General features: G+C 43.5%; 27 protein-coding genes. 5 read left to right on the top strand and 22 right to left on the bottom strand.

Translation table 11 applies throughout. The features are described 5' to 3' along the window. Positions 1–106: 106 nt before the first annotated feature. The 5 genes from BVI01S_RS08490 to BVI01S_RS08510 form a co-directional block, all read right to left on the bottom strand. Complete coding sequence (locus BVI01S_RS08490) at positions 107–1,153, bottom strand: NAD(P)H-dependent glycerol-3-phosphate dehydrogenase (protein ID WP_061809871.1); 1,047 nt, start codon at positions 1,151–1,153, stop codon at positions 107–109. Between the two features lie 16 nt (positions 1,154–1,169). Continuing rightward, positions 1,170–2,480: a ribosome biogenesis GTPase Der gene (gene der / locus BVI01S_RS08495; RefSeq protein WP_034760591.1), complete on the bottom strand. Its 1,311-nt coding sequence runs from the start codon at positions 2,478–2,480 to the stop codon at positions 1,170–1,172. A 172-nt stretch (positions 2,481–2,652) separates the two neighbouring features. Then, positions 2,653–2,844: a capping complex subunit for YIEGIA gene (locus BVI01S_RS08500; protein ID WP_034758320.1), complete on the bottom strand. Its 192-nt coding sequence runs from the start codon at positions 2,842–2,844 to the stop codon at positions 2,653–2,655. Then, complete coding sequence (locus tag BVI01S_RS08505; protein ID WP_034758317.1) at positions 2,841–3,737, bottom strand: YIEGIA family protein; 897 nt, start codon at positions 3,735–3,737, stop codon at positions 2,841–2,843. Before BVI01S_RS08505 ends, BVI01S_RS08500 begins: the two co-directional genes overlap by 4 nt. Next, the gene (locus BVI01S_RS08510) at positions 3,734–4,348 is read right to left on the bottom strand and encodes a YphA family membrane protein (protein WP_034758314.1); all 615 of its coding nucleotides are present in this window, start codon (positions 4,346–4,348) and stop codon (positions 3,734–3,736) included. The genes BVI01S_RS08505 and BVI01S_RS08510 overlap by 4 nt, the downstream gene beginning before the upstream one ends. A gap of 107 nt (positions 4,349–4,455) precedes the next feature. On the opposite strand from BVI01S_RS08510, the gene BVI01S_RS22165 reads away from it, so the two are divergent. Further along, positions 4,456–4,578: a YpzI family protein gene (locus BVI01S_RS22165; protein ID WP_079533103.1), complete on the top strand. Its 123-nt coding sequence runs from the start codon at positions 4,456–4,458 to the stop codon at positions 4,576–4,578. A 262-nt stretch (positions 4,579–4,840) separates the two neighbouring features. Here BVI01S_RS22165 and fni read toward each other — a convergent pair whose 3' ends face one another. The 8 genes from fni to sleB all read right to left on the bottom strand — a co-directional run bounded on the left by fni (position 4,841) and on the right by sleB (position 11,721). Next, positions 4,841–5,893: a type 2 isopentenyl-diphosphate Delta-isomerase gene (fni, locus tag BVI01S_RS08515; RefSeq protein ID WP_061809872.1), complete on the bottom strand. Its 1,053-nt coding sequence runs from the start codon at positions 5,891–5,893 to the stop codon at positions 4,841–4,843. A 12-nt stretch (positions 5,894–5,905) separates the two neighbouring features. Then, on the bottom strand, positions 5,906–7,039 hold the full coding sequence (gene rpsA / locus BVI01S_RS08520) for a 30S ribosomal protein S1 (protein WP_034760590.1): 1,134 nt from the start codon (positions 7,037–7,039) through the stop codon (positions 5,906–5,908). A gap of 119 nt (positions 7,040–7,158) precedes the next feature. Beyond that, positions 7,159–7,740 (bottom strand): lysophospholipid acyltransferase family protein, encoded by a 582-nt coding sequence (locus BVI01S_RS08525; RefSeq protein ID WP_034758309.1) that lies wholly within the window; start codon positions 7,738–7,740, stop codon positions 7,159–7,161. Between the two features lies 1 nt (position 7,741). After that, positions 7,742–8,410, bottom strand: a complete 669-nt coding sequence (gene cmk / locus BVI01S_RS08530) for a (d)CMP kinase (RefSeq protein WP_034760589.1) — start codon at positions 8,408–8,410, stop codon at positions 7,742–7,744. A 125-nt stretch (positions 8,411–8,535) separates the two neighbouring features. Further along, entirely contained in the window at positions 8,536–8,712 is a 177-nt protein-coding gene (locus BVI01S_RS22730) for a YpfB family protein (protein WP_159362177.1), read from the bottom strand. Positions 8,713–8,764: 52 nt separating this feature from the next. Further along, positions 8,765–9,412 carry a flagellar brake protein gene (locus BVI01S_RS08535; protein WP_034760588.1) on the bottom strand — a complete coding sequence of 216 codons (648 nt, stop codon included), beginning with the start codon at positions 9,410–9,412 and terminating at the stop codon, positions 8,765–8,767. Between the two features lie 147 nt (positions 9,413–9,559). Beyond that, a complete protein-coding gene (gene ypeB / locus BVI01S_RS08540; RefSeq protein WP_034758305.1) occupies positions 9,560–10,906 on the bottom strand; it encodes a germination protein YpeB in 1,347 nt (448 codons plus the stop codon). A 14-nt stretch (positions 10,907–10,920) separates the two neighbouring features. After that, positions 10,921–11,721: a spore cortex-lytic enzyme gene (gene sleB / locus BVI01S_RS08545; RefSeq protein WP_371928763.1), complete on the bottom strand. Its 801-nt coding sequence runs from the start codon at positions 11,719–11,721 to the stop codon at positions 10,921–10,923. 258 nt (positions 11,722–11,979) lie between these two features. On the opposite strand from sleB, the gene BVI01S_RS08550 reads away from it, so the two are divergent. Next, a complete protein-coding gene (locus BVI01S_RS08550) occupies positions 11,980–12,324 on the top strand; it encodes a hypothetical protein (RefSeq protein ID WP_034758298.1) in 345 nt (114 codons plus the stop codon). A 55-nt stretch (positions 12,325–12,379) separates the two neighbouring features. Here BVI01S_RS08550 and prsW read toward each other — a convergent pair whose 3' ends face one another. Beyond that, a complete protein-coding gene (prsW, locus tag BVI01S_RS08555; RefSeq protein ID WP_034758297.1) occupies positions 12,380–13,063 on the bottom strand; it encodes a glutamic-type intramembrane protease PrsW in 684 nt (227 codons plus the stop codon). 86 nt (positions 13,064–13,149) lie between these two features. Between prsW and BVI01S_RS08560 the strand changes: the two genes are divergently transcribed. Further along, positions 13,150–14,127 carry an asparaginase gene (locus BVI01S_RS08560; protein ID WP_061809873.1) on the top strand — a complete coding sequence of 326 codons (978 nt, stop codon included), beginning with the start codon at positions 13,150–13,152 and terminating at the stop codon, positions 14,125–14,127. Positions 14,128–14,197: 70 nt separating this feature from the next. Here the strand turns inward: BVI01S_RS08560 and BVI01S_RS08565 are convergent, their stop codons facing one another. The 7 genes from BVI01S_RS08565 to BVI01S_RS08595 form a co-directional block, all read right to left on the bottom strand. Continuing rightward, entirely contained in the window at positions 14,198–15,163 is a 966-nt protein-coding gene (locus BVI01S_RS08565) for a YpdA family putative bacillithiol disulfide reductase (protein ID WP_034760587.1), read from the bottom strand. A gap of 222 nt (positions 15,164–15,385) precedes the next feature. Next, positions 15,386–16,663 carry a Glu/Leu/Phe/Val family dehydrogenase gene (locus BVI01S_RS08570; protein WP_034758292.1) on the bottom strand — a complete coding sequence of 426 codons (1,278 nt, stop codon included), beginning with the start codon at positions 16,661–16,663 and terminating at the stop codon, positions 15,386–15,388. 261 nt (positions 16,664–16,924) lie between these two features. Continuing rightward, positions 16,925–17,509 carry an adaptor protein MecA gene (locus BVI01S_RS08575; protein WP_034758290.1) on the bottom strand — a complete coding sequence of 195 codons (585 nt, stop codon included), beginning with the start codon at positions 17,507–17,509 and terminating at the stop codon, positions 16,925–16,927. A 68-nt stretch (positions 17,510–17,577) separates the two neighbouring features. Next, a complete protein-coding gene (locus tag BVI01S_RS08580) occupies positions 17,578–18,489 on the bottom strand; it encodes a MerR family transcriptional regulator (RefSeq protein WP_034758288.1) in 912 nt (303 codons plus the stop codon). Positions 18,490–18,586: 97 nt separating this feature from the next. Next, entirely contained in the window at positions 18,587–19,351 is a 765-nt protein-coding gene (locus tag BVI01S_RS08585) for a metallophosphoesterase (RefSeq protein ID WP_034758286.1), read from the bottom strand. Then, complete coding sequence (locus BVI01S_RS08590; RefSeq protein ID WP_034758284.1) at positions 19,344–19,727, bottom strand: hypothetical protein; 384 nt, start codon at positions 19,725–19,727, stop codon at positions 19,344–19,346. Before BVI01S_RS08590 ends, BVI01S_RS08585 begins: the two co-directional genes overlap by 8 nt. 59 nt (positions 19,728–19,786) lie before the next feature. Then, positions 19,787–20,422: a CBS domain-containing protein gene (locus tag BVI01S_RS08595; RefSeq protein ID WP_034758282.1), complete on the bottom strand. Its 636-nt coding sequence runs from the start codon at positions 20,420–20,422 to the stop codon at positions 19,787–19,789. 151 nt (positions 20,423–20,573) lie between these two features. On the opposite strand from BVI01S_RS08595, the gene BVI01S_RS08600 reads away from it, so the two are divergent. Both BVI01S_RS08600 and BVI01S_RS08605 read left to right on the top strand, forming a co-directional pair. Beyond that, the gene (locus BVI01S_RS08600) at positions 20,574–20,795 is read left to right on the top strand and encodes a spore coat associated protein CotJA (RefSeq protein WP_034758280.1); all 222 of its coding nucleotides are present in this window, start codon (positions 20,574–20,576) and stop codon (positions 20,793–20,795) included. A gap of 6 nt (positions 20,796–20,801) precedes the next feature. Beyond that, on the top strand, positions 20,802–21,062 hold the full coding sequence (locus tag BVI01S_RS08605; RefSeq protein WP_034758277.1) for a spore coat protein CotJB: 261 nt from the start codon (positions 20,802–20,804) through the stop codon (positions 21,060–21,062). A gap of 56 nt (positions 21,063–21,118) precedes the next feature. Here the strand turns inward: BVI01S_RS08605 and BVI01S_RS08610 are convergent, their stop codons facing one another. Further along, positions 21,119–21,574: a DUF2663 family protein gene (locus tag BVI01S_RS08610; RefSeq protein ID WP_034758275.1), complete on the bottom strand. Its 456-nt coding sequence runs from the start codon at positions 21,572–21,574 to the stop codon at positions 21,119–21,121. Positions 21,575–21,749 lie beyond the last annotated feature (175 nt).

Raw genomic sequence — 21,749 nt, forward strand, 5'->3', positions numbered from 1 at the left:
ACAGTGTATGCAGAAAGATCCGTGTACGCATCCTCGAATGCCTATAAATCGAGGAATAATTGTGCATTATGCAAAAATAATCATTCATACAGTCCTATTTTCCGGATCAGGTTAAGCGCTCACCCAGAATATTCACAAGGTCTTCCATTTCATTCGTTTTCACGCGACCCATCAAATGATCAACGGCTTCTTTCGCTTCAACTTTATTGAAGAGGACATCGTACAGTGCATCCGTAATCGGCATATTCACTTCATACTTCTCAGCAAGCTGATGGGCCGCCTTCGTCGTGCGAACCCCTTCTACGACCATTCCCATGTTGGCCAGGACCTCATCCAGATTATGGCCCTTTCCGAGCATATTCCCGGCTCTCCAGTTTCTCGAGTGCACACTTGTACACGTTACGATGAGGTCACCGATTCCCGTTAATCCTGAAAACGTCAGGGGATTCGCACCCATCTTCGTTCCCAGACGGGCAATCTCAGCAAGCCCGCGTGTAATCAGAGCCGCTTTGGCGTTATCCCCGTATCCCAAGCCGTCTGTAATTCCGGCAGCAAGGGCGATGATATTCTTTAGAGCCCCACCAATTTCTACACCCAGGAGATCCGGATTTGTGTACACACGGAAATTCATGTTCATGAAGAGGTCCTGAACTTCTTCAGCGGCCTTCATATCCTTAGACGACACGGTCACAGTGGTCGGATGCCTTAAGCTCACTTCCTCAGCATGGCTTGGTCCTGATAGTACCACGACCGTATGTAAATTCTCAGGTGCCATTTCATCTTCGATCAATTCTGAAATTCTGAGGAGGGAATCAGGTTCAATCCCCTTACTTACATGAACCACGGTCAACGGGGCACGTTGAACCTCTTGAATCTGCCCGAGGACCCCGCGGATCGCTTTCGTCGGAACAGCCAGAATGATGGTATCGACACCATCCAATGACTCCCCGAGGTCGTGATAACCAATAATGGAGTGGGGAAGCTCGATGTCTTTCAAATACTTATGATTCGTATGCTTGGCATTGATTTCATCGATTTGTTCTTTTTTGTGGCCCCATAGCCTAACTTCCAGTCCATTATCAGCCAGTACCATCGCCAGGGCCGTGCCCCAGCTTCCTGCTCCGATTACCGTTACATTTTTTGAAATTTTCATTTTTACACCCACCTTATTATTTTCTAGCACGAGCAATAATACGAATAGGGGTTCCTTCAAATCCAAATGCATCACGGATTCTATTTTCCAAGAATCGTTCGTAAGAGAAGTGCATTAATTCAGGGTCATTGACGAACACAACGAAAGTAGGAGGCTTTACAGCCACTTGTGTCGCATAGTAAATCCGTAATCTCTTTCCATTATCCGTTGGTGTCGGATTCATGGCAACAGCATCCATGACCACTTCGTTCAATACACTGGATTGTACACGCATGGCGTGATTTTCACTTGCCGTATTAATGATAGGCAGCAATGTGTGAATGCGTTTCTTTGTTTTCGCAGAAAGGAAGACGATTGGAGCATAGTCAAGGAATTGAAAATGTTCCCTGATATTCTTTTCCCATTTATTCATGGTTTTCTCATCTTTGTCCACGGCATCCCATTTATTCACGACAATGACGACAGCACGCCCGGCATCATGTGCATACCCTGCGATTTTCTTGTCCTGCTCGATGATCCCTTCCTCACCGTCTATGACGGATAGGACGACATCTGAGCGCTCAATGGCTCTGAGAGCTCTTAATACACTATATTTTTCAGTGGTTTCATACACTTTCCCTTTTTTCCTCATACCCGCTGTGTCAATGATGACGTAGTCCTGTCCATCATACGTATAGGAGGAGTCAATGGCATCCCGCGTCGTACCCGCTACGTTACTGACGATGACACGGTCTTCCCCTAATAAAGCGTTCACTAGAGAAGATTTTCCTACATTCGGACGTCCGATCAAAGAAAATTTGATGACATCTTCCGCATAGTCCTCCTCCTCTTCCTGTTTGAAGTTCTTTACGACCTCGTCGAGCAGATCTCCAAGACCAAGTCCATGGGAACCTGAAATAGGATACGGTTCGCCAAATCCTAACGAGTAGAAATCATAAACCATTTCCCTCATTTCTGGATTATCGATTTTGTTTATCCCTAATACGACCGGTTTCTTTGATCTGTAAAGAATTTTGGCAACGATTTCATCAGCGGCTGTGACACCTTCGCGGCCATTCGTCAAGAATACAATGACATCGGCTTCATCAATCGCAATTTCAGCCTGCTGCCTGATCTGATCCAGGAATGGTTCATTTCCCAGTTCAATCCCGCCTGTATCGATGATATTAAATTCATGCGTCAGCCATTCTGCAGAACTATATATTCGGTCCCTTGTTACACCAGGTACATCTTCAACGATGGATATTCTTTCCCCAACAATTCTATTAAAGATCGTGGACTTCCCGACGTTCGGACGCCCTACGATTGCTACTACTGGTTTAGTCACGTTCATCACCCTTTCTGTAAGAAGTTGTTTCGTTCTTACATTTCCTCTTTTTAAGCCTGTTCAATCATTTTCATTAACTGGCACAAGAAGGACCGGCCCTTAAGGTAATGCTTCCTTATGGGACAGTCCCCCCTAACTTTACTATTTTATCAGTAAAAGAATAAACTGGCAATCAATGTTTTACAATGATGAAGAGTCCCTCGTCTAATTCATGGGCAATCCCGTCCAGGATGGCTTCCAGGTTTGCACAGATCTTCTGTAATTCATCATCCGTTTTACAATAGAACACACTTGTCCCACTCGGTACTTTTTCAGGTGTGGTGGTGACGGTTGCGAGGATGAATTTCTGTATCGTCGTACTCATTTTAACTTACTCCCCTCCTGATTCGCTTTCGACTCAGACGGCATCCTTATGGCATTTTCCAGTGTTGGTACCTGCCCAAGGATGGCAATGGCCTTCTCTACGTCCTTTCGCTGTGGAAGGACAAACACCCCGACTCTCCCATCATCTAGATCCCTCTTGGCGAGCGGTGTCAAAGCAGGAGTCCCCGAATCCTTAAAGATCCCGAGGGAAGTGGACATATCATGGAGAATGGCCTGACGCTGACCCAGATTGGCAAGTGTCGACCTTGCATCAAACGATTTGGGTGACAGGATGAACCCCATCCCATATCGGAGGATCTCTTCCTGCCTTACTTTAAGGCCTATATTCATGATGTAGATATTATCAACATATAATCCCGCTCCATCAAAATGAGGCTTCACATATTCAATGTCAACGATATCCTTCAGCCGCCCGCCGGCCATTAACTTATGAGCAAGCACCATGCAGATCGCACTGATCCCTAAAGCAGCATAAATATTAAAAACGATGTAGGCGAGCGTAGCAAGAAGAGAAGTGAAAATAACCAGGTAATTTCGGCTTTCAAATGCAATGGCAATCCCCTCGATGTACGTAGCCCCTCTGGGGACAAGTTCATAAGCATCCAGCTCTGTCAACGTGTTTCTCTCCATATTTCTCACATCACGGAACTGAGAAGCCGCAACCGTCAAGAACGTTATCGCCGTGAAATTTTCCTCCAGTAAAGCAGGAATTGCAATGGTGCCAAGTCCCGCCGCAATGAACCCGAGGGCTATATGTATAATCTTGCCATGAAGATACGTCGGATATTGGCGATAGTCGGTGCGAAGCATATAAATCCTTGTCAGGGTCCCCACCACCACGCCAAAGATTACCGGATACACATACACATTCATAGATTCTTCATTCCCCCCTTATTTGTTTGTGTCTTGATGTGAACAGCCTGATTTATTTCCCCCACTATTTTCAAGGCTGATAATAGCCCGATGGTTAGAGCAAGCACGTCCAGGTAAGCAGGACTTCCGATCGAATAGTAAAATCCAACCTTGTTTAATGGAATGCTCAGAAAAAAGTCACCGATCACACTGCTTAAAGCAACCGCAATGACACGGAGCCTGTATTGGGTGGAGAGACTGTAGAATAGAACACCTACAAGCACCAACGACAAAGAAAGGATGATATCCCGGTCTATGAACATAAGTACCGGGTCATAAATGGAAATCAGAGCGATTCCAGCGTAGAGCATCCCCATTGAGAGAACAGCTACAAGCATGTATAGCTTCTCTCTCAAGCTTAAATTTCGTATATAAACAATACAAATGAGTGCAAGTACAATAACAGGGAATGATACTTCTACAGGACCCACCATCATTCCATAAGGAAATACACAAAGAAGCAATAAACAGAGAAACGAATAACGAAAACGTTCCGGATGCGTCTTTCTCATTAAAAATGTCGTATATACCCATATTCCCCACAGTAACCACAAATACAATATCCCATCCATCAGTACACTCTCCCTCCTATTATCTACATTATGGAAAATCTTTATGTATCTCATTCATGTATGAATCAACTTTCCAAAGAAAAAATAAAGACAGGAGGTGTTTACAAGTGGGTAAAGATCGACAAGAGAAAAAGCTGAAACAAAGCAAGCGCGTGGAATCAGACCGTGACCAGGGCTTACATTACAACGGAGCGACAGGCGTCGAAGGACCGGAAAAAGCTAAACGCTAAAAGCGTGAACGGACAGATTGGAAGCGAGAAGCCTCAACATTATCGATAGCTCATATCCATCAATCGGTAGTAATCCGGCCGAAATGGTCAAAAATCCAGCCATTATGAGTGGAAATCCAGCCGAAATCGAACGGAATCCAGCCGTTTCACGTTGAAATCCAGCCAATTAACAAAAATATCCAACAAAACCGGATCAGAACCACAAATTAAAACCCCTGCAACAAAAAAAGAACGAATTCTCACTCATGAGAATTCGTTCTTTTTACATACATCTATTGCTGTACCCCCGGGGATCCAACTCTCTTGTTTCAAGCCAATGATATACGTGACCTGATAGCACCATGGGCACCTTATGAAGGTCGTCAATCCGTCTACATCCGAGAGCACACATTAAAAATTGAATATCCGTATGAATTTGATTCACTTCTTCAATGGTATCGTTCAAACCCGATTCCAGGAGCTGTTTAAGGATGACTCCGGCCATCCCAACAGCGGATGCCCCTAAACCAAGGGACTTAACGATGTCCAGGCTGTTCTGGATGCCACCGGAAGCCAGTATCGGCTTACCTGAGACAGCGTAGCTCTCGGCAATCGATATCGCAGTGGGGATCCCCCATTCATCAAAGAAATCCAACATACGCTTTCTCCGTTGGTTCTCGATTTTTGAGAAGTTCGTTCCGCCGAATCCGCCTATATCGATGGCTGAAATCGTTGAGCCGGACAAGGATTTGGCAGCTTCTTTACTGATGCCAAACCCGGTCTCTTTCACAATCACAGGTACAGAAAGATTCTCGGCAATATTCTGTATCCTCTCCAATGCACCCCGGAAGTCACGGTCCCCTTCAGGCATCGTCAATTCCTGAATTACATTCAAATGAATCTGCAGGGCGTCGGCTCGAATCATTTCAACGGCATCTCTTGCCTGTTGAACAGTGGCCTCACTTCCCAAATTCCCGAAAATCATCCCATCAGGGTTGTGCTTCCGTACGACTTCATACGTTTTTCGTTCAGCAGGGTCCTTAAGTGCTGACATTTGCGATCCTACCGCAATGGCGAGCCCCGTTTCCCTGGAAAGGATCGATAATTCCTGATTGATTTTTGTAGTGGATTCTCCACCTCCACCCGTCATAGCATTTATGAAAATTGGCGAACTCCATGTAAGTTCGCCAATCTCAGACTGCAGATGAACCTCATCTACTGCTATATTCGGTAAGCTTTGGTGGACAAAAGCCACTTCATCGAAACCGGTCTTCCGCTGTTGACCGGTAGACAAAGCATAATTAATGTGGTCTTGCTTTCTTTGAGCTCTCGTCACAATTCATCACCATTACTTAAGATCTTTTAATTTGTCTCCAATCATTTCACCTAATTGGAAGCCGGTGCTTTCTTCAGGCATTTCGTAATCCGTTACTTCTTCCTCTTTTTCCTCAAGTGCCTTGATGCTTAAAGATAAGCGTTGTTCATTTTCGTTCACGTCAAGCACCTTCACTTTTACATCCTGGTTCTCCTGAAGCACTTCGTGCGGAGTACCGATATGTTTATGCGAAATTTGAGAGATGTGAACAAGTCCTTCCACTCCAGGGAACACTTCTACAAATGCACCATAAGATACAAGGCGTTTTACGACCCCATCCAACACGCTTCCTTTAGGAGCCTTGCCTGTGATGTCACTCCACGGCCCAGGGAGGGTTTCTTTGATGGATAAAGAAATCCGTTCGTTGTCACGATCGACACTCAGGACCTTCACCTGTACTTTTTGTCCCTCAGTCACGACATCCGAAGGCTTCTCTACATGTTCGTGGGAGAGTTGGGAAATATGGACAAGTCCGTCCACTCCACCAATATCCACGAATGCACCGAAATCCGTAATCCGCTGGACTGTCCCTTCAAGGACGGCACCCGATTCGATATCTGTCAGCAGTTGTTTTTTCTGTTGCTGCTTCTCTGCTTCGACCACTGCTCGGTGGGACAGGATCAAACGATTCTTCTCCTGATCCAGCTCAACGATCTTGAACGATAAGGTTTTGTCTTTATAATCGGAGAAATCCTCGACATAGTAATCTTCCACCAATGATGCCGGGACAAATCCCCTTACTCCAAGATCAACGACAAGACCGCCCTTCACAACGTCTTTCACTTCAGCTTCGAAGACGTCTCCATTTTCAAAGCGGACCTTCATTTCTTCCCATGCCTTTTCGGCATCCACTTTACGTTTGGATAGAACCAGAAGTTCTTCTTCCACTTTTGTCACGATTAACTCAAGTACATCCCCTTCACTGACTACATCAGAAGCTTTTTCAATATGAAGGCTTGAGAGTTCACTAATTGGAATGATGCCATCCACTTTACTATCTTGAACGTCGACTAAGACTTGTTTTTCTTCAACCTTAGTGACTGTCCCCTTAACTTTTTCACCAATTTCAAGATTCTTCACTTCAATTCCATTCATGTCTTCCATTATGTACTCCTCCTTAATCCATGACTGCAAAGATTTTGATTATTGTGAGACTTCGCAATTTAAAATATTCTTTCTACTAACTTCTAATAAATACTACTTTTTGTCAAGCGGGAAACCTTATATTATTGATTCGCAAGTATCAACTCTTCAATATGCTTCATGATGATTTCCGTCGTTTTCTCCGCATTTAATCTTTCTTCACGGATACTATCCATCGGGATCGGCGGTCCGAACACAACCTTCAATTTCCTGAATGGCTTATATGGGCCGATGATGGCACAGGGTACGACATAAGCTTCAGATCTGAGAGCGAAGAAGCCCGCTCCGGCCAATCCCTTGCCTATTTGCCCTGTCTTACTTCTAGTACCCTCTGGAAACAGTCCTAAAACATCTCCCTGCTTCAGGATCTTTAATCCTTTACGGAGTGCTTCCCGGTCGCTCATCCCTCTTTTCACCGGGAATGCACGTAAGTCAGGCAGCAATTTCCCCAACACGGGAACATTGAAGAGCTCTTCTTTCGCCATGAAGGATACTGGCCTTGGGGCGGAGATCCCTACAACGGGGGGATCCAGATTATCAATATGGTTGGCGCATAGTAAAACACCCCCATCTTCCGGGAAATGCTCCAGCCCCTTCACCTCTATCCGGTACAAAGGGGACAGGATCGACTTAACGAGACCTCTGGCAAAGGTATATAGGTTCACTTTAACCTTTCCTTTCTACTAACATCATGATTTGGTCAACCACTTCTGAAATGGAAAGGGAAGTGGTGTCTATTTCCGTTGCATCCTCGGCTTTTTTCAATGGGGCCACTTCTCTTTCAGAATCGATCTTGTCACGGCGGGCGATTTCTTCTTTTAATTGCTCCAGATCACTCGGATATCCCTTCGAGAGATTCTCCTCATGTCTCCTTTGGGCGCGTTCGTCCACACTCGCCAGTAAGAAAACCTTGATTTCCGCATCAGGTATGACATGGGTGCCGATATCCCTTCCGTCCATCACTACAGCGCCTTCTTTTGCAAGCAGCTGCTGTCTCTTCACCATTTCTTCCCTTACACCGGAGTGAACGGCCACATGGGAAACTGAATTGGTCACGGAAGCCTGACGGATTTCATCCGTTACATCGTTCCCGTCCAGGAATACAAGCTGTCCGACTTCAGAAGGTTCAAGTTCGATCGTTGTTTCAGACAATAATTGATTCAATTCATTCTCATCATGCAAGTCTACGTTGTTGCTCAAAGCTTTATACGTTAAAGAGCGGTACATCGCCCCGGTATCAATATAAAGATAAGATAATTTCCCTGCCACAATCTTTGCAACAGTACTTTTCCCTGCAGCCGCAGGACCATCGATTGCAATTCTTAATTTTTTCAATTCATCCACCTACTTAAGTTCCTAATAATTTTCTTACCCATTTTAACATAAATCTCACTTTCCGTTTATAGATTCTTACTTTTGGAGTCTTTTTCAAAAAAAAGAGCAGGGATTCATCTCCTGCTCTAACGTGATAGGGTTTCTACAATTTCACTGTACTCCATTTTCTCCACTCCTTCGTAGAATACAAGCTTATGAAGCTCGGGAAGGACATTCAGTTGATGAAATACAAACTGGACCGCTATTAATAATATGACATGTATGATGGCTAATTTGATTAAAATTCTTTCTACCCTTTTCACTGTGATCACCCTTTTTCCTTACTAAGAAAAAGTATGTGTACATTTCGTTTTTTTATTCAAGTAAGCCTTTTTTTCTTAAGTCAAGCTGTCTTTCGAAACAATACCTTAAAATATATTGCCGCTGATTTTCAGTTAAATGAACAAATTCGATGCTTGCAATTTGTTTGTGCTCCTTTTCCCATACCCGGATCACTTTCCCTTCGATTTCTGCATACCGGCACTCCCCTGTCTGCATCGGGAGGACGATGATGGTGGACAGCCTGTCGCCACTTTTCAAATCCATTCCCTTCCTCACCACCACAGCACATCCTCCTGCACTGAGATCTTCCGTGATCGTAGGGTAAAACTGACCATTCTTCTTTAATGAAATGTCGGTATTCGCATCTACACGAACGAATTGCCTTCTCTGGACTTTCATTAACCCTTCATCCCCTGGATAGTGGAGGTGGATCATCGGTATCTTGGATAATTTACGGCCCATCACTTCCGTTTCAAACATCAGGACGGTCTGTTCATTGAAGGTGAAGCTTGCTTTCAACTGTGTTCCATCAATCAAAAAAACGGCTTTCTCCGTTTTGGTATGGATGGGATAATCGATAAAAATCCCCTCCTCGGAAAGTTCGACCACCCTGCATCTATATCGATCAAATGTTTCATTATGTATAGGCTCCAATTGCAATGTGGTACCTGCTTTTATCATAGTCCAAAATTCCCACTTTCCCATATTATGTATCTATATTATGTCACGAGATTCCTCTCCTTTCCATACCTTTTTTAACTCCATTCTGAATTTTCCAATAAGAAGAGAGGGACGGACCTCCAAGTTGGAGGTCCGTCCCTCTAAGTGTTAAACGACTTCTTCATAAATGGGCTCTGCTTTTTTGAGCCTTTCTACTTTCTCTTCTTCTCCTGTTTTTGCATTGACGAATATTCTATAGGTATCTTTACCCAGCATACCCATGAATTCATAGCAAAGCACTTCTTCGTTGAGGTCGTTCACGATCACTGCCTGGCGCTCTTCCATTATCTTCAGGTTGGGGTTCGTCGTTTCTTTCGCCTCTGCCTTTGTAATGGACGCTTTAGGAATTTCTCTTTCATGATTATTCTTTAAGTATTCTTCAGCAGCAAATCCGACAATCTGTCCATTATCCAATGCTACTTTTATTTTGACTGAATCAGGATAAATCCTCACTCCGTCCAGGACCGTCACGTATGTGAAAATACCGATGTTATCATATTGTGCACTCTCAAAAAGTTCAAGCTTCTGGAAGTTATTTTCCTTAAGGAAAGCCGTCGCTTTTTCAGCTGCTTTGTTCAAGCTGATCTTTGGTTCCTTGATTTTACGGTTATTGATATACCAGATCGGATACCCGCCTTTTTGGGTGATATCCATGCTCGCTTCGGTGTTACCATTTCCGATTGATACACTATAGAATTTGTAATCGGCACCCTTCCCGCTTTTTGAAACTTTTGCATCTTTTGATTTAGGGATACCGGAATACCTCCTCAATATCTTGACTGCTTCCTCTTTGGAAATTTCTTTCCCTTTTAACTTCTTAAAGTTCTGATCTTTTTTCTCTGTGTTGACGAAGGTAGTCGTGCCAAAGTTCGCCTCATCATATCCGGATACATTTTTCTCGACAGTCTTGAATCCATCGATTATGGTATTATCTGCCTGTTCATCCCCTGAAGCCAAAGCCATTTCCACATCCATCCATCGCAAATTGTTTTCCATGACAAGATGCTGGACTTGACGTAACTGATTTTGAATATCGGCACTTTGTTTATACAGATTTTCCAATGACTTATATTCCTTATCCGTCAATGGATTTTTATCTAAATCCCTTACAGCTACACGATAGCTGAAGTCACCGATATTACTCAGGAATTCTTCCGTCTTATTAAATGGCAGCAGCGTCAAAGGAAGCTGACCTACGTCACTGTGAGCCTGTGACGTCAATCTCCACACATCGGCAAGTGCCGGTGATAGTGACTTCCGTGAATTCATGGCAAGAGTGGAACCGATTTGATCATGAAGCAGGTCCACCTGGTAAGTCAATTCATGAAATGCTCTTTGATAATTATTTTCCGCATTGATCAGTATCGCATTTTTCTCCTGGTGTTCCTGGTATCCCCAGAAAGCGGTACCTGCGACACCGAGGACGAGTACCGTAATTAAAATGATACGTAGCAATTTCCTTCACCTCTTTAACTACAGAATATGTGTTTCCCAATTTTCTTGATTTGGGGACGGGACCAAATCCACTTGCTTGTTGCCGTCGCTGGATTAAAGTAATACAGGGCACTTGATGACGGATCCCAACCGTTAATGGCATCCAACACCGCTTCTTTTGCTCTTTCATTAGGGGTTAACCAGATTTGGCCGTCAGCTACGGCTGTGAACGCACCTGGTTCAAAGATGACCCCTGCCACGGTATTGGGAAACGCTGAGCTGTCTATCCGATTGAGAATGACTGCTGCTACAGCTACTTGTCCCTCGTATGGTTCACCACGTGATTCTCCATATACTGCGTTTGCGATCAATTGAATGTCATTTTGAGAGAAACCATTCGGTGTATTCACCGCCGTCGGCTTAGAAGGGGCCGGCTTGTTTTGAGCAGGAGCCTTTGCCCCTCCCCCTCCTGTCGAACCTCCTTGTTTATCTAAATCTGTCCCGCCATAATGGCTGAAGTCATTGCCTTTTTCAATTTGATTCTTCACATATTCCTTATTGTACTTTGATGCTTTCACAAGTTTTTCTTTTGTTTTCGCACCGGCAAGGCCATCAATCGGAAGACCGAACTCATATTGAAAGTTTCGGAGTGCCCAATAGGTCCCCCATCCAAATACACCATCAATATCGCCGTTATAATACCCGATATATTGAAGTCTGGATTGAAGCTCGATTACATCCTCACCCGTTGCGCCATGCTGAATGACCTGATTCGTAAAAGCGTCTGCCTTCTCACCTTCAGAAGAAATCATAAGAAGAGAACACATAAGCACCATGACGACTGAAGTAGAAACCCATTTGAAACGACTATTCATAATGCCTTAACCTCCATATCTTCAATTAACATTAACTCTAGTTTTTGTAGAGGCTCCCATTTTATACAAGTGGAATCATTAAAATTTGAAAACGGGAAAAAGCGCCTGCACAAGTGAAGCACTTTGATAAGACACTGTAATGTCTCAGCAAAAAGGATGTAAACAAGTAAGGTTATAATGAGTGAGGGATACTTCATTAATTCAAACAGGAGGGTCATGATGGAGGATTATTTAGCGAAATCGTTGGATGAATGGAAAGAAGATATTTCAGAGGTATTGGATCAAATCAATACAGATTATGAGGAAGTAAAAAAAGAACTGAAGGTCTATTCCTATAAATACGGAATTACAAAGCAGGTCATTCAATCCACGGTGAATGAGGAAATCATTGAAAATATCAGGGAAATGTATCATAAGCCATTTGAAGAAAAGTATAGTGAATTGAAAGAATACATACGCGACTTGGATGAAAAACGTAAAGTATTTCAGATGTTTGTGAACAAAATTGATGAAGTGAAGCGGAAAGAATCCCCAAAAACTGATCTAGCTGCTGCCTATAAATAAACCGAACCCCCGCTATTAGCGGGGGTTCTTCTGATTCACTTATTCATAATTCTCTTTAAATGACTTCTTTCTTCAGTTCCCTTTTGTACTTCTTCTCTGTCAGCTGATGGGCACTCTTCACTTTCTTTAATCCCAGCCACCATAAGAAAAACATAAACGGAACCATATAGTAAACCCAGTTTTTCTCAGAAAGGAAAATATAATTGTAGGTTCCATGCAACAAGATAGGTACCGAAATGGCCAGAAAAAGCCATTTATGCCTTTCTTCTCGGGAAGAGAACTTGGCTTTCCCTAAATAATACCCCATGATGACCCCGAAAAGGGCATGACTGGATACAGGGAGTACCGCCCTCCCAAATGCGTGCTCTACGCCATTGGCGATCAAATATAAAATATTTTCCACTGTAGCAAACCCAAGGGAAACACTGGCCCCATACACGATCCCGTCATAGGGTTCGTTGAAGTCCACGTGTTGGAAGATGGCAAACATCAAAATAAACCACTTAAAAAACTCTTCGAGGAACCCGGAGGAAATGAAGGCTGTAGACCAATTGGAATCAATGATCCCTTCCACTTCCAGGACATATTGTAAAAACATAATCGGAAAGGTAATAAGGGCCCCGTACATAAACGTTTTAAACACCAATGTAATGGGTTCGGCCTCATATTGATCCCGTAAATAAAAGTAACTTAACAATGCTAATCCTGGTGCTATACCCGCTGATAAAATCACCAGCATAAAAAGTCCTCTTTTCTTTCAGTTTTCTTAATCGTATCATGTTAATGTAGGATTGGAAATAGGAATTTAATTGGTTGGAGGAATGAATGATGAAGAAAGATATTTTAGTCATACATACAGGCGGCACCATCTCGATGATGGAAGACGAACAGACCGGAGCCGTTTCACCGGGAAAAGAAAACCCGCTCTCTGTGCAAACATCCATCGTTTCAAATCTGGCGAATCTGAGTGTAGTAGAAGCATTCCATCTGCCCTCCCCTCATATTACGCCTGCGCATATGCAGGAGCTGAAAGAGACCATCGAAGCAAAGTATCAGGAAATGCCATTCCACGGGGTCGTCATTACCCACGGAACAGATACATTGGAAGAAACAGCTTATTTCCTGGACTTGACCCTCTCCCTCCCCATCTCGATCGTGGTGACGGGGGCGATGAGATCGAGCAATGAAATCGGGGCTGACGGATTATATAACCTGATTTCGTCTGTACGTGTAGCAGCGGACTACAAATCCATGAACAAAGGGGTTCTGGTTGTCCTGAACGATGAGATCCATTCTGCGAAAAATGTGACCAAAACCCATACGAGCAATGTATCCACATTCCAAAGCCCACAGTATGGACCGATCGGGATCGTGACGAAAAGAGGGGTCCTCTTCCATCACCAGCCGACCTCTAAAGAGCACTACGAGGTGTGTGACATCTCCAAGAGGGTGACACTCATAAAAGCGTATGCAGGAATGGATTCAGGATTACTGCGGGCGATAAAGGAGCTTCAGTACGACGGGGTCGTCATCGAAGCATTGGGTCAGGGGAATCTCCCACCGGAAACCGTGATGGGCATCGAGGAACTGTTAGAAGCGAACATTCCCGTCGTTTTGGTTTCGAGATGCTTCAATGGGATCGTCCAGGACATTTACGGATATTCAGGTGGAGGAAAACAACTGAAGGAAAAAGGGGTCATCTTCTCTAACGGTCTAAATGGACAAAAAGCCAGAATCAAGCTTGTGGTCGCCCTTTCCCAAATACATGATATGAAAGAACTGGAAGCGATTTTCAAAAACTAGTAAACGACAAAAAGTAAAAAAGACGAAAGAAAGAGGCTCATCTCTCGAGCCTCTTTTTTCCTTCTTCCTTCTATTTTTTCATTTCCGTGATGGATCCTGCAATCAATCCGCCATGCAAACGACCGTTTTCTATGAAGATTTCATTGGCATTGTTTCCTGCGGCAATGACCCCCGCAATATAGACGCCCGCTACATTTGTTTCCATCGTTTCGGGATTGTGGGCCGGACGCCCGGTTTCCTTATCGATGTCTATCCCCATTTTCGTCAGGAAGCTGTGATCGGGATGATAGCCGGTCATGGCAAACACAAAATCACTCTTGACTTCTTTCTTTTCTCCATTCACGTTGTAAAGAACAGAATCCCCGGTTATTTCGTCCACACATGCTTGAAACTCCATCGTGACTTCACCGTTTCTTACAAGTGCATCAAAATTCGGGAGGATCCAGGGCTTGACACTTTTGGAATATTCACTTCCCCGGTATAAAACGGTGACCCTTGCCCCCGCTTTATTCAATTCGAGTGCTGCATCAACCGCGGAGTTTTTGCCTCCGATGACCACCACATCCGTATCAAAAAAAGGATGGGCTTCTTTAAAATAGTGAAACACATTCTCTTGTTCCTCGCCCGGGATCTCCATATAATTCGGGTTATCGTAGTATCCGGTTGCGATGACGATCGACTTACTCTCGTAATGGCCCTTAGAAGTCGTCACCGTAAAGCTGTCGTCGTGCTTCTCTACTTTATAAACGGTTTCAAATCGGTTGATCCTCAGCTTTTTACGCTTCGCCACTTCGCGATAATAGACCAATGCCTGATTTCTTCTCGGCTTATGCTCTTCAATGACAAATGGTACATCGCCGATCTCAAGCTTCTCACTCGACGAGAAGAAGGTTTGATGGGTAGGGTAGTGGTAAATCGCATTGACGATATTCCCTTTTTCGATGATCAAAGGATTGATTCCTTTTTCTTTGAGACTAATGGCAGCAGACAACCCGCACGGTCCTCCGCCTACAATTATGCATTCTTCCATTTTCAAATTCAGACACTCCTTCAATTCCTCTATCTGAATGATCAAGTTCATCTGTACACTTCAGATTTTTAAAAAGTCTTTACTCAGTTATTATGGAATAAGATTGCGTCCAGGTCAAAAAGGAGCCCTCGGTCTCCCGTGATCCACACTCATTATATGCGCGCAAATGAATAGGATCCCAATAGAAAAAAGGGTGGGGTTTCTTGTCCCCACCCTTTTAGTATGTCGCTAAATCCAGCCTCTGAACCTACAGGCTTCCGCCATTTTCCTTACCCCGACCATATAGGCTGCGAGCCTCATATCCACTCTTCTTGTTTGTGACGTTTCATACACATTATTGAAAGAATTAACTAGGATCTTTTCCAGTTTCTCTTCCACTTCTTCTTCTGTCCAGTAATACCCCTGATTGTTCTGAACCCATTCGAAGTAGGAAACCGTCACGCCACCCGAGGACGCTAACACATCCGGTACCAATAGGATACCGCGTTCTGTCAAGATCTTTGTCGCATCCAGTGTGGTCGGGCCGTTGGCAGCTTCGACGACGATGCTTGCCCTGATATTGTGGGCATTCTTATCCGTGATTTGATTTTCGATGGCAGCAGGCACTAGAATATCACAATCCAGCTCCAGCAGTTCTTCATTTGTAATCGTATTATTGAACAACTTCGTGACCGTTCCAAAGCTGTCGCGTCTGTCCAGCAGATAGTCGATGTCCAAGCCGTCCTCATCGTGCAGGCCGCCGTAGGCATCGGATATCCCGATCACCTTCGCACCGGCATCATGCATGAATTTGGCAAGGAAGCTTCCGGCATTTCCGAACCCCTGAACGACCACCCGTGCCCCTTCGAGTTTGATTCCCTTTTTCTTCGCCGCTTCATGGATACAAATTGTCACCCCTTTGGCAGTGGCCGTTTCACGGCCGTGGGATCCTCCCAGCACCAGTGGTTTACCGGTAATGAATCCTGGAGAATTGTATTCATCAATGCGGCTGTATTCATCCATCATCCACGCCATGATTTGAGAGTTGGTGAAAACATCCGGTGCCGGAATATCTTTAGAAGGTCCGACAATTTGGCTGATGGCACGCACATATCCACGGCTTAATCGCTCTAACTCCCTGAATGACATATCCCGGGGATCACAGATGATTCCGCCTTTCCCTCCCCCGTAGGGAAGATCGACAATTCCGCATTTCAAGCTCATCCAAATGGAAAGCGCTTTAACTTCCTTCTCCGAAACGTTCGGATGAAAGCGGATGCCGCCCTTTGTCGGTCCGACCGCATCATTATGCTGGGCACGATAGCCCGTGAAAACCTTTACTTTTCCATCGTCCATCCGGACTGGTATTTTAACCGTTAACATACGAATTGGTTCTTTTAATAATTCATAAACTTCTTCTGAATACCCTAATTTATCGAGTGCAAGATGAATAACCGTTTGTGTAGATTTCAGCACATCATGCTGCTCTGAACTTTGATGATTTTCTTTCCCCTTTTCGGCTACCATGTATGTAAACCTCCCAGTATCCTTCACTGTTTAGCAGAACCTCGTCCGCTTTCATGACATAGTATACACGTTTGATTTGCACTTGCAAAGAAGGAAAATTCAATATGAGATATTTTTTTGAAAACGCTATCATTTCATGATAAGAATTTCTAAAAAGCACCCCCAGGAGACCCTGAGAGTGCAAAAAGACGATTTTCTTATGTGATCAAACATAAAATATATTTTCAAAGGGGGTAAACATACAATACAAGGATGAACGAGTCAAAAATAATGTAATATCTTTTTAATGGAATCCCTTAGTAACACAACTCGGCCATATTCCATCAGAATATGCTTTGTGATCGTCGAGTGTTGACCATATTCGGCGCAAATCGCTTCAAGGACGAAACTGTCGCCTTCAAGCAAATTCTCTATAAGTACGTAATACTTTTTTTCATAGTGAAAAATACTGCATTGAATGAGGGAATGGCTCAGCTTTCCCATCTCATTGATCCGTTTGAGAAGGTTGAGTAAGTCCTCGAAATCATTGAAATACACGAGAACATCGTGATCGTTCATGGATTTCATCATTTCGGTACCTTCTTCCCAGTCGGAAAAGTCATCCTCAGACTCCAACGTGAGGATCAGACAGATTTCCTGGTCATCAAAGGATTCAATCTCCACTGTGATTTCCATTTGTGTTTCGATGCCGAACTTCCCTTGTACTTCATCTAACATGTCTTCGAACAGATCATGCCACATATAGGAATCTTTCCATTGGTCCTGTTCAAATAACCCTTTTTGTTCCAACTCTTCTACACTAATGGAAAATTTTATTTTATTGTCCGAAATTCTTTCGAGCTTCATCTTCGTACCCCCTAGAGTGTGACGATTTATCATCATACTATGTAAGGGGCAAAAAACAGTGCATGCTCTTATAATTTACTTTTGAGCCAATGTTCCCATTCGGATTTGGATTGTCCCACGATGTGTTCATCAAATTCTGCTTTTACGTCTTTGGGCAGATGATCGACGGCGAAACCGCCCATTCCGATTACGAGATCCTTCCGCTCTGTCTTTAAGGATGTAACGAGTGAAAGAAGGTTATCCACATTTTCAAACAGTGTGCACGAGAAGAATAAAAACTTTGGATCCACTTCATCCAATACGACCTCAATATCATTCTCTTTTATGCTCGATCCCAGATAGATGACTTCAAACCCCTTCCTTCGTACGTAAAGGGTGAAAATCAATAATCCTAATTCATGCCATTCTCCAGGGCCGCAGACAGCGACTACCTTGGGTAATATCCCGTTATGTGGGAAAGAATGCATGATGATACCGATACGGGACCTGAGGATGGAAGTGGCAAAGTGCTCATGGGCCGTTGTGATTTCATCATTTTCCCATAAATCACCGATCCTGACCAGGAGGCTGCCGAGAATGTCGATGACCACTTTGTCGATGGTATACACCGAAAACGACTGGTTGATCAATTCATGGGCTTTCGTTTCATCAAAACTCAATAAAGCCTTCAAGAGATCATCGGAAATCGTCTGGGTACGATCCTTCTGTTCAGAGGATGTGATTTCATTCTCTTCCAGCTCCTGTTTGTCCAGTAACGCAACGGCCTGGCTGATGGTAAAGCCTTGATCGACCTTTTCAACCAGCCATTTCAATATATTTAAATGTTGTTCGGTATACAAACGGTGCCCGGATTCATTCCGCACAGGAGCAATGATCTGGTATCTTCTCTCCCATGCCCTCAATGTTCCAGGTTGAATCCCTAATATGGTAGACACAGCCTTAATGTTGTATTTGCCTTCCAACTTTTTATCATTGCTCATAAATAGTCCCCCAAGTATTTCTCATCTCTCTAAAATTATAACCCGAGAAACCTCATTGTGTAAAATTTGTATAGGTAATGAATAACATTTGTTCATTTCAACCTTTATCTATCATCACCAAGTGGGTTTCCGCCGGGGCACCCAGCCGCAAAGGAACAGCGGTGGTCCCGTAGCCATTGCTTACTAATAGGGTGGTCTCCGGGAGAGTTTCAAGTCTTCCTTTTTTATACATCCCCCAACCGAACAGACGAATCTGCCCCCCGTGTGTATGTCCGCTTATCATGAAGTCGATTCCGTCTTCTTTCCGAACTTGATTCACAAGTCTTGGATCATGACTGATCAAAAGGTTGAATTCATCAGGGTGTACCCCTTCAAGTGAAGCCTCATAATTTGCCCGCTGGGTACTTGCGTCATCCACCCCTATCAAGTTCAAGACACCGTTATGAACCTTTACCTTCACTGAGGAATTGACGATTTCGATGATTCCTTTTTTCTTGAATATTTGTTTTAACCTGCTCGTATTCACTTCATAATCATTATTTCCCCATATGAAATAAACGCTTCCCAAAGTCAGGAGTTTGTCAAGATTTCGTTCGACCCTGGAAAAAGGCACTCCTTTTTCCAACAGGTCCCCGCCGATAATGACAAGATCCGTTTTCCCTCTCACTTCTTCAATGATTTCATTTGAAATTTCCCGTTTATGTATATCAGAAATAAAAAAAAGGGAGACAGGCTTCATCTGTCGGGGAAAGTGAGGCAGCTTAACCTCTTCAATCTTTACAACGTTACGTCGGGCTTCATATACCATATAAAAGAGGAGGCTGACTCCCCCTGCCAATAAAATCATACTAATTTCAAGCATTGTGGCCTCCTTGACGGCGAAAATCTATTGAAATGATACCATAAAAAATGGCTGAACAGGAAAAAATCATCGTTTGCCATATGCCATACCCGCTCAACACGTAGATCACCGCTAAGTGAAATGGAATGAGGATCGATTCTTTATGTAGTTTTCCATTCCATAATTGAAGGACAGAATAGAATTCAGCTTTCAGTATATTCACCTGGACCATGACCCCGATCATAAAAGCAATGGACGCAGCGAAGAACTGTACAGGATTGAGAACCATTTCCACAATGAATTCCGGATTTGTAAATCGTTCGGATGCCGGAAACCATGTAATGAATAAATACCCTAAAAGAAACGTCATTATCAGTTTCATGAAATGATTGATCAAAAAAATCCCTCCCATAAATCTTATGAGAGGGATTTTGTTTCATACAGGGATTTATTAAATTATTCATCTTCATGGATATCGAGAATCCGAAAACCTGATTTTTCTAACTTATGAAGAAATTTATCCATATTGTCCTTCTTTTCCACCTTCAGGACAATACGACGTAATAATTTATCGGATTCATCGAATGTTACAAGGGATATCACTGATTCTGAATATTGTTGGATGATGTCACCGAGCCTCGCGATCCGCCCTTCCGTTTCTACAGAAGAGAAAGCGATGCGGACTCCCTTCTGGTCCATGCCGAATGCACTCCTGAATTGATCCAGGACGTCGAAGCGTGTAACGAGTCCCAGGAACTTATTATTTTCTGCCACCACCGGGAGGATCGGCGAATCCTTTAATTCGATCAATGCATTTTCAAATACATCCTTTTCGGTTATATATTTGTCCGAATCCGTGATGATATCACTGACCTTTTTCTCTTTGAGAAAGGATTCCTTGTCCATTCCGGAAAGGAAGAAGCTTTGATAGATATTGTAACGGGTCGCTACGCCTTTAAACTCTTCATTCGAAAGGACAGGTACCCCGTCGATTTTATGGTGTTCAAGCACCGTCAGCGTCTTTTCAACTGAATCGTTTACATCCACCACATAGCATTTGTGTTTCGGTATCATGGCATTTTTAACAAACATTTGACCACCTCATCATTAATTTCCTACATCTTAAGTATTCAACATTTCCCTTGTATTTCCCTTCATTCTAATGAATTTATATAAATTAACATGTTCCCATTCCTCCAATCATATGTTGTTACGAAGGAATTCATTTAAAGGAGGAATCGGTATGCATGAATTCTATAAAGCATATTATCCGTATATAAGTCCCTATGACCCGTGTAAGCCGATTACACGGAAGATCTATTCGACTCCCCCAAACCTGTATCTTGGGTTTCAACCACCAAATTTAGAACAATATACCCCTAAAGAGGCATTGCAGAAAGGGACACTGTGGAAAGTATTTTATGATCCGTATTATAGTCCCTACGAAAAAGCGAAGGGAGAGTGATCCCATATGAAACAGCTTCCCGCCCATTATTATGAAGTGTTGGAAGAACTGCAGGCGGTCGATTTCGTCATTGTCGACCTCACTCTGTACCTTGATACCCACCCGGAAGATCATGAGGCCATCTCACAGTACAATATGTATGTCAAAACCCGAAAACAAATTAAAAAGAAATTTGAAAAGGAATTCGGCCCCCTGACCCATTTTGGGTACAGCTACTCCAATTACCCGTGGGATTGGAAGGAAGCACCCTGGCCATGGCAAGTGTGAGGGATGTGCATGTCTGTTAAAGCCACTCCCAGTGCTTCCCTTTAAGCACTGGGTTCTCATTTACTGCCATGGAACAGATTGATATCCCATTCTTTCTTCATCTTATCGTATACATGATGCCTCTTTTTCCACGCTTCTTCTTTCCATAAATCTTTACTGCGATCGATGATTTCGCATCTTAATGCATGAAATTCTTTTTCTTTCTTTTCCTTCTTTTCATATAGAATTTTGGCAGCACCGAATAGCACAACCAAAAAAAGGACCATTAATAAATGAATGGAATCTGATACAAAGCTTGAGAACATGGCGGCAAATGAGTATGAATAAGGGTCCAACACGAACTTCGTCAAATAATATAGAAAAAAGAAGGACGCAAACATTGCCCCCCATAATATATAGAGGTGAAGAGCCTTCGCCCTATCAAATTTTTGTTTCTTCTCAATCAGGTTATAGAGCATTTGCTCCGTTGCCTGATCTGTCCACTCCCCAAATTCCTTTCCTCCACGGTCCATCCTTATCCACTCCTCCCCTCCTTAAAGCATATGAGCATGTCCAGGGAGATAGAATCAGCACATGAAAAAGATGCTGGGACAAGGTGTTTAGTTAAAAGAAAAACCGAACGATCATCGAAATCTTTCGGATCTATCATTTAGCTGTTTACGTAAATACTGCTGTTTGGGATGTAGT

The sequence above is a fragment of the Rossellomorea vietnamensis NBRC 101237 genome (assembly GCF_001591825.1).
Classification (GTDB): Bacteria; Bacillota; Bacilli; order Bacillales; family Bacillaceae_B; genus Rossellomorea; species Rossellomorea vietnamensis.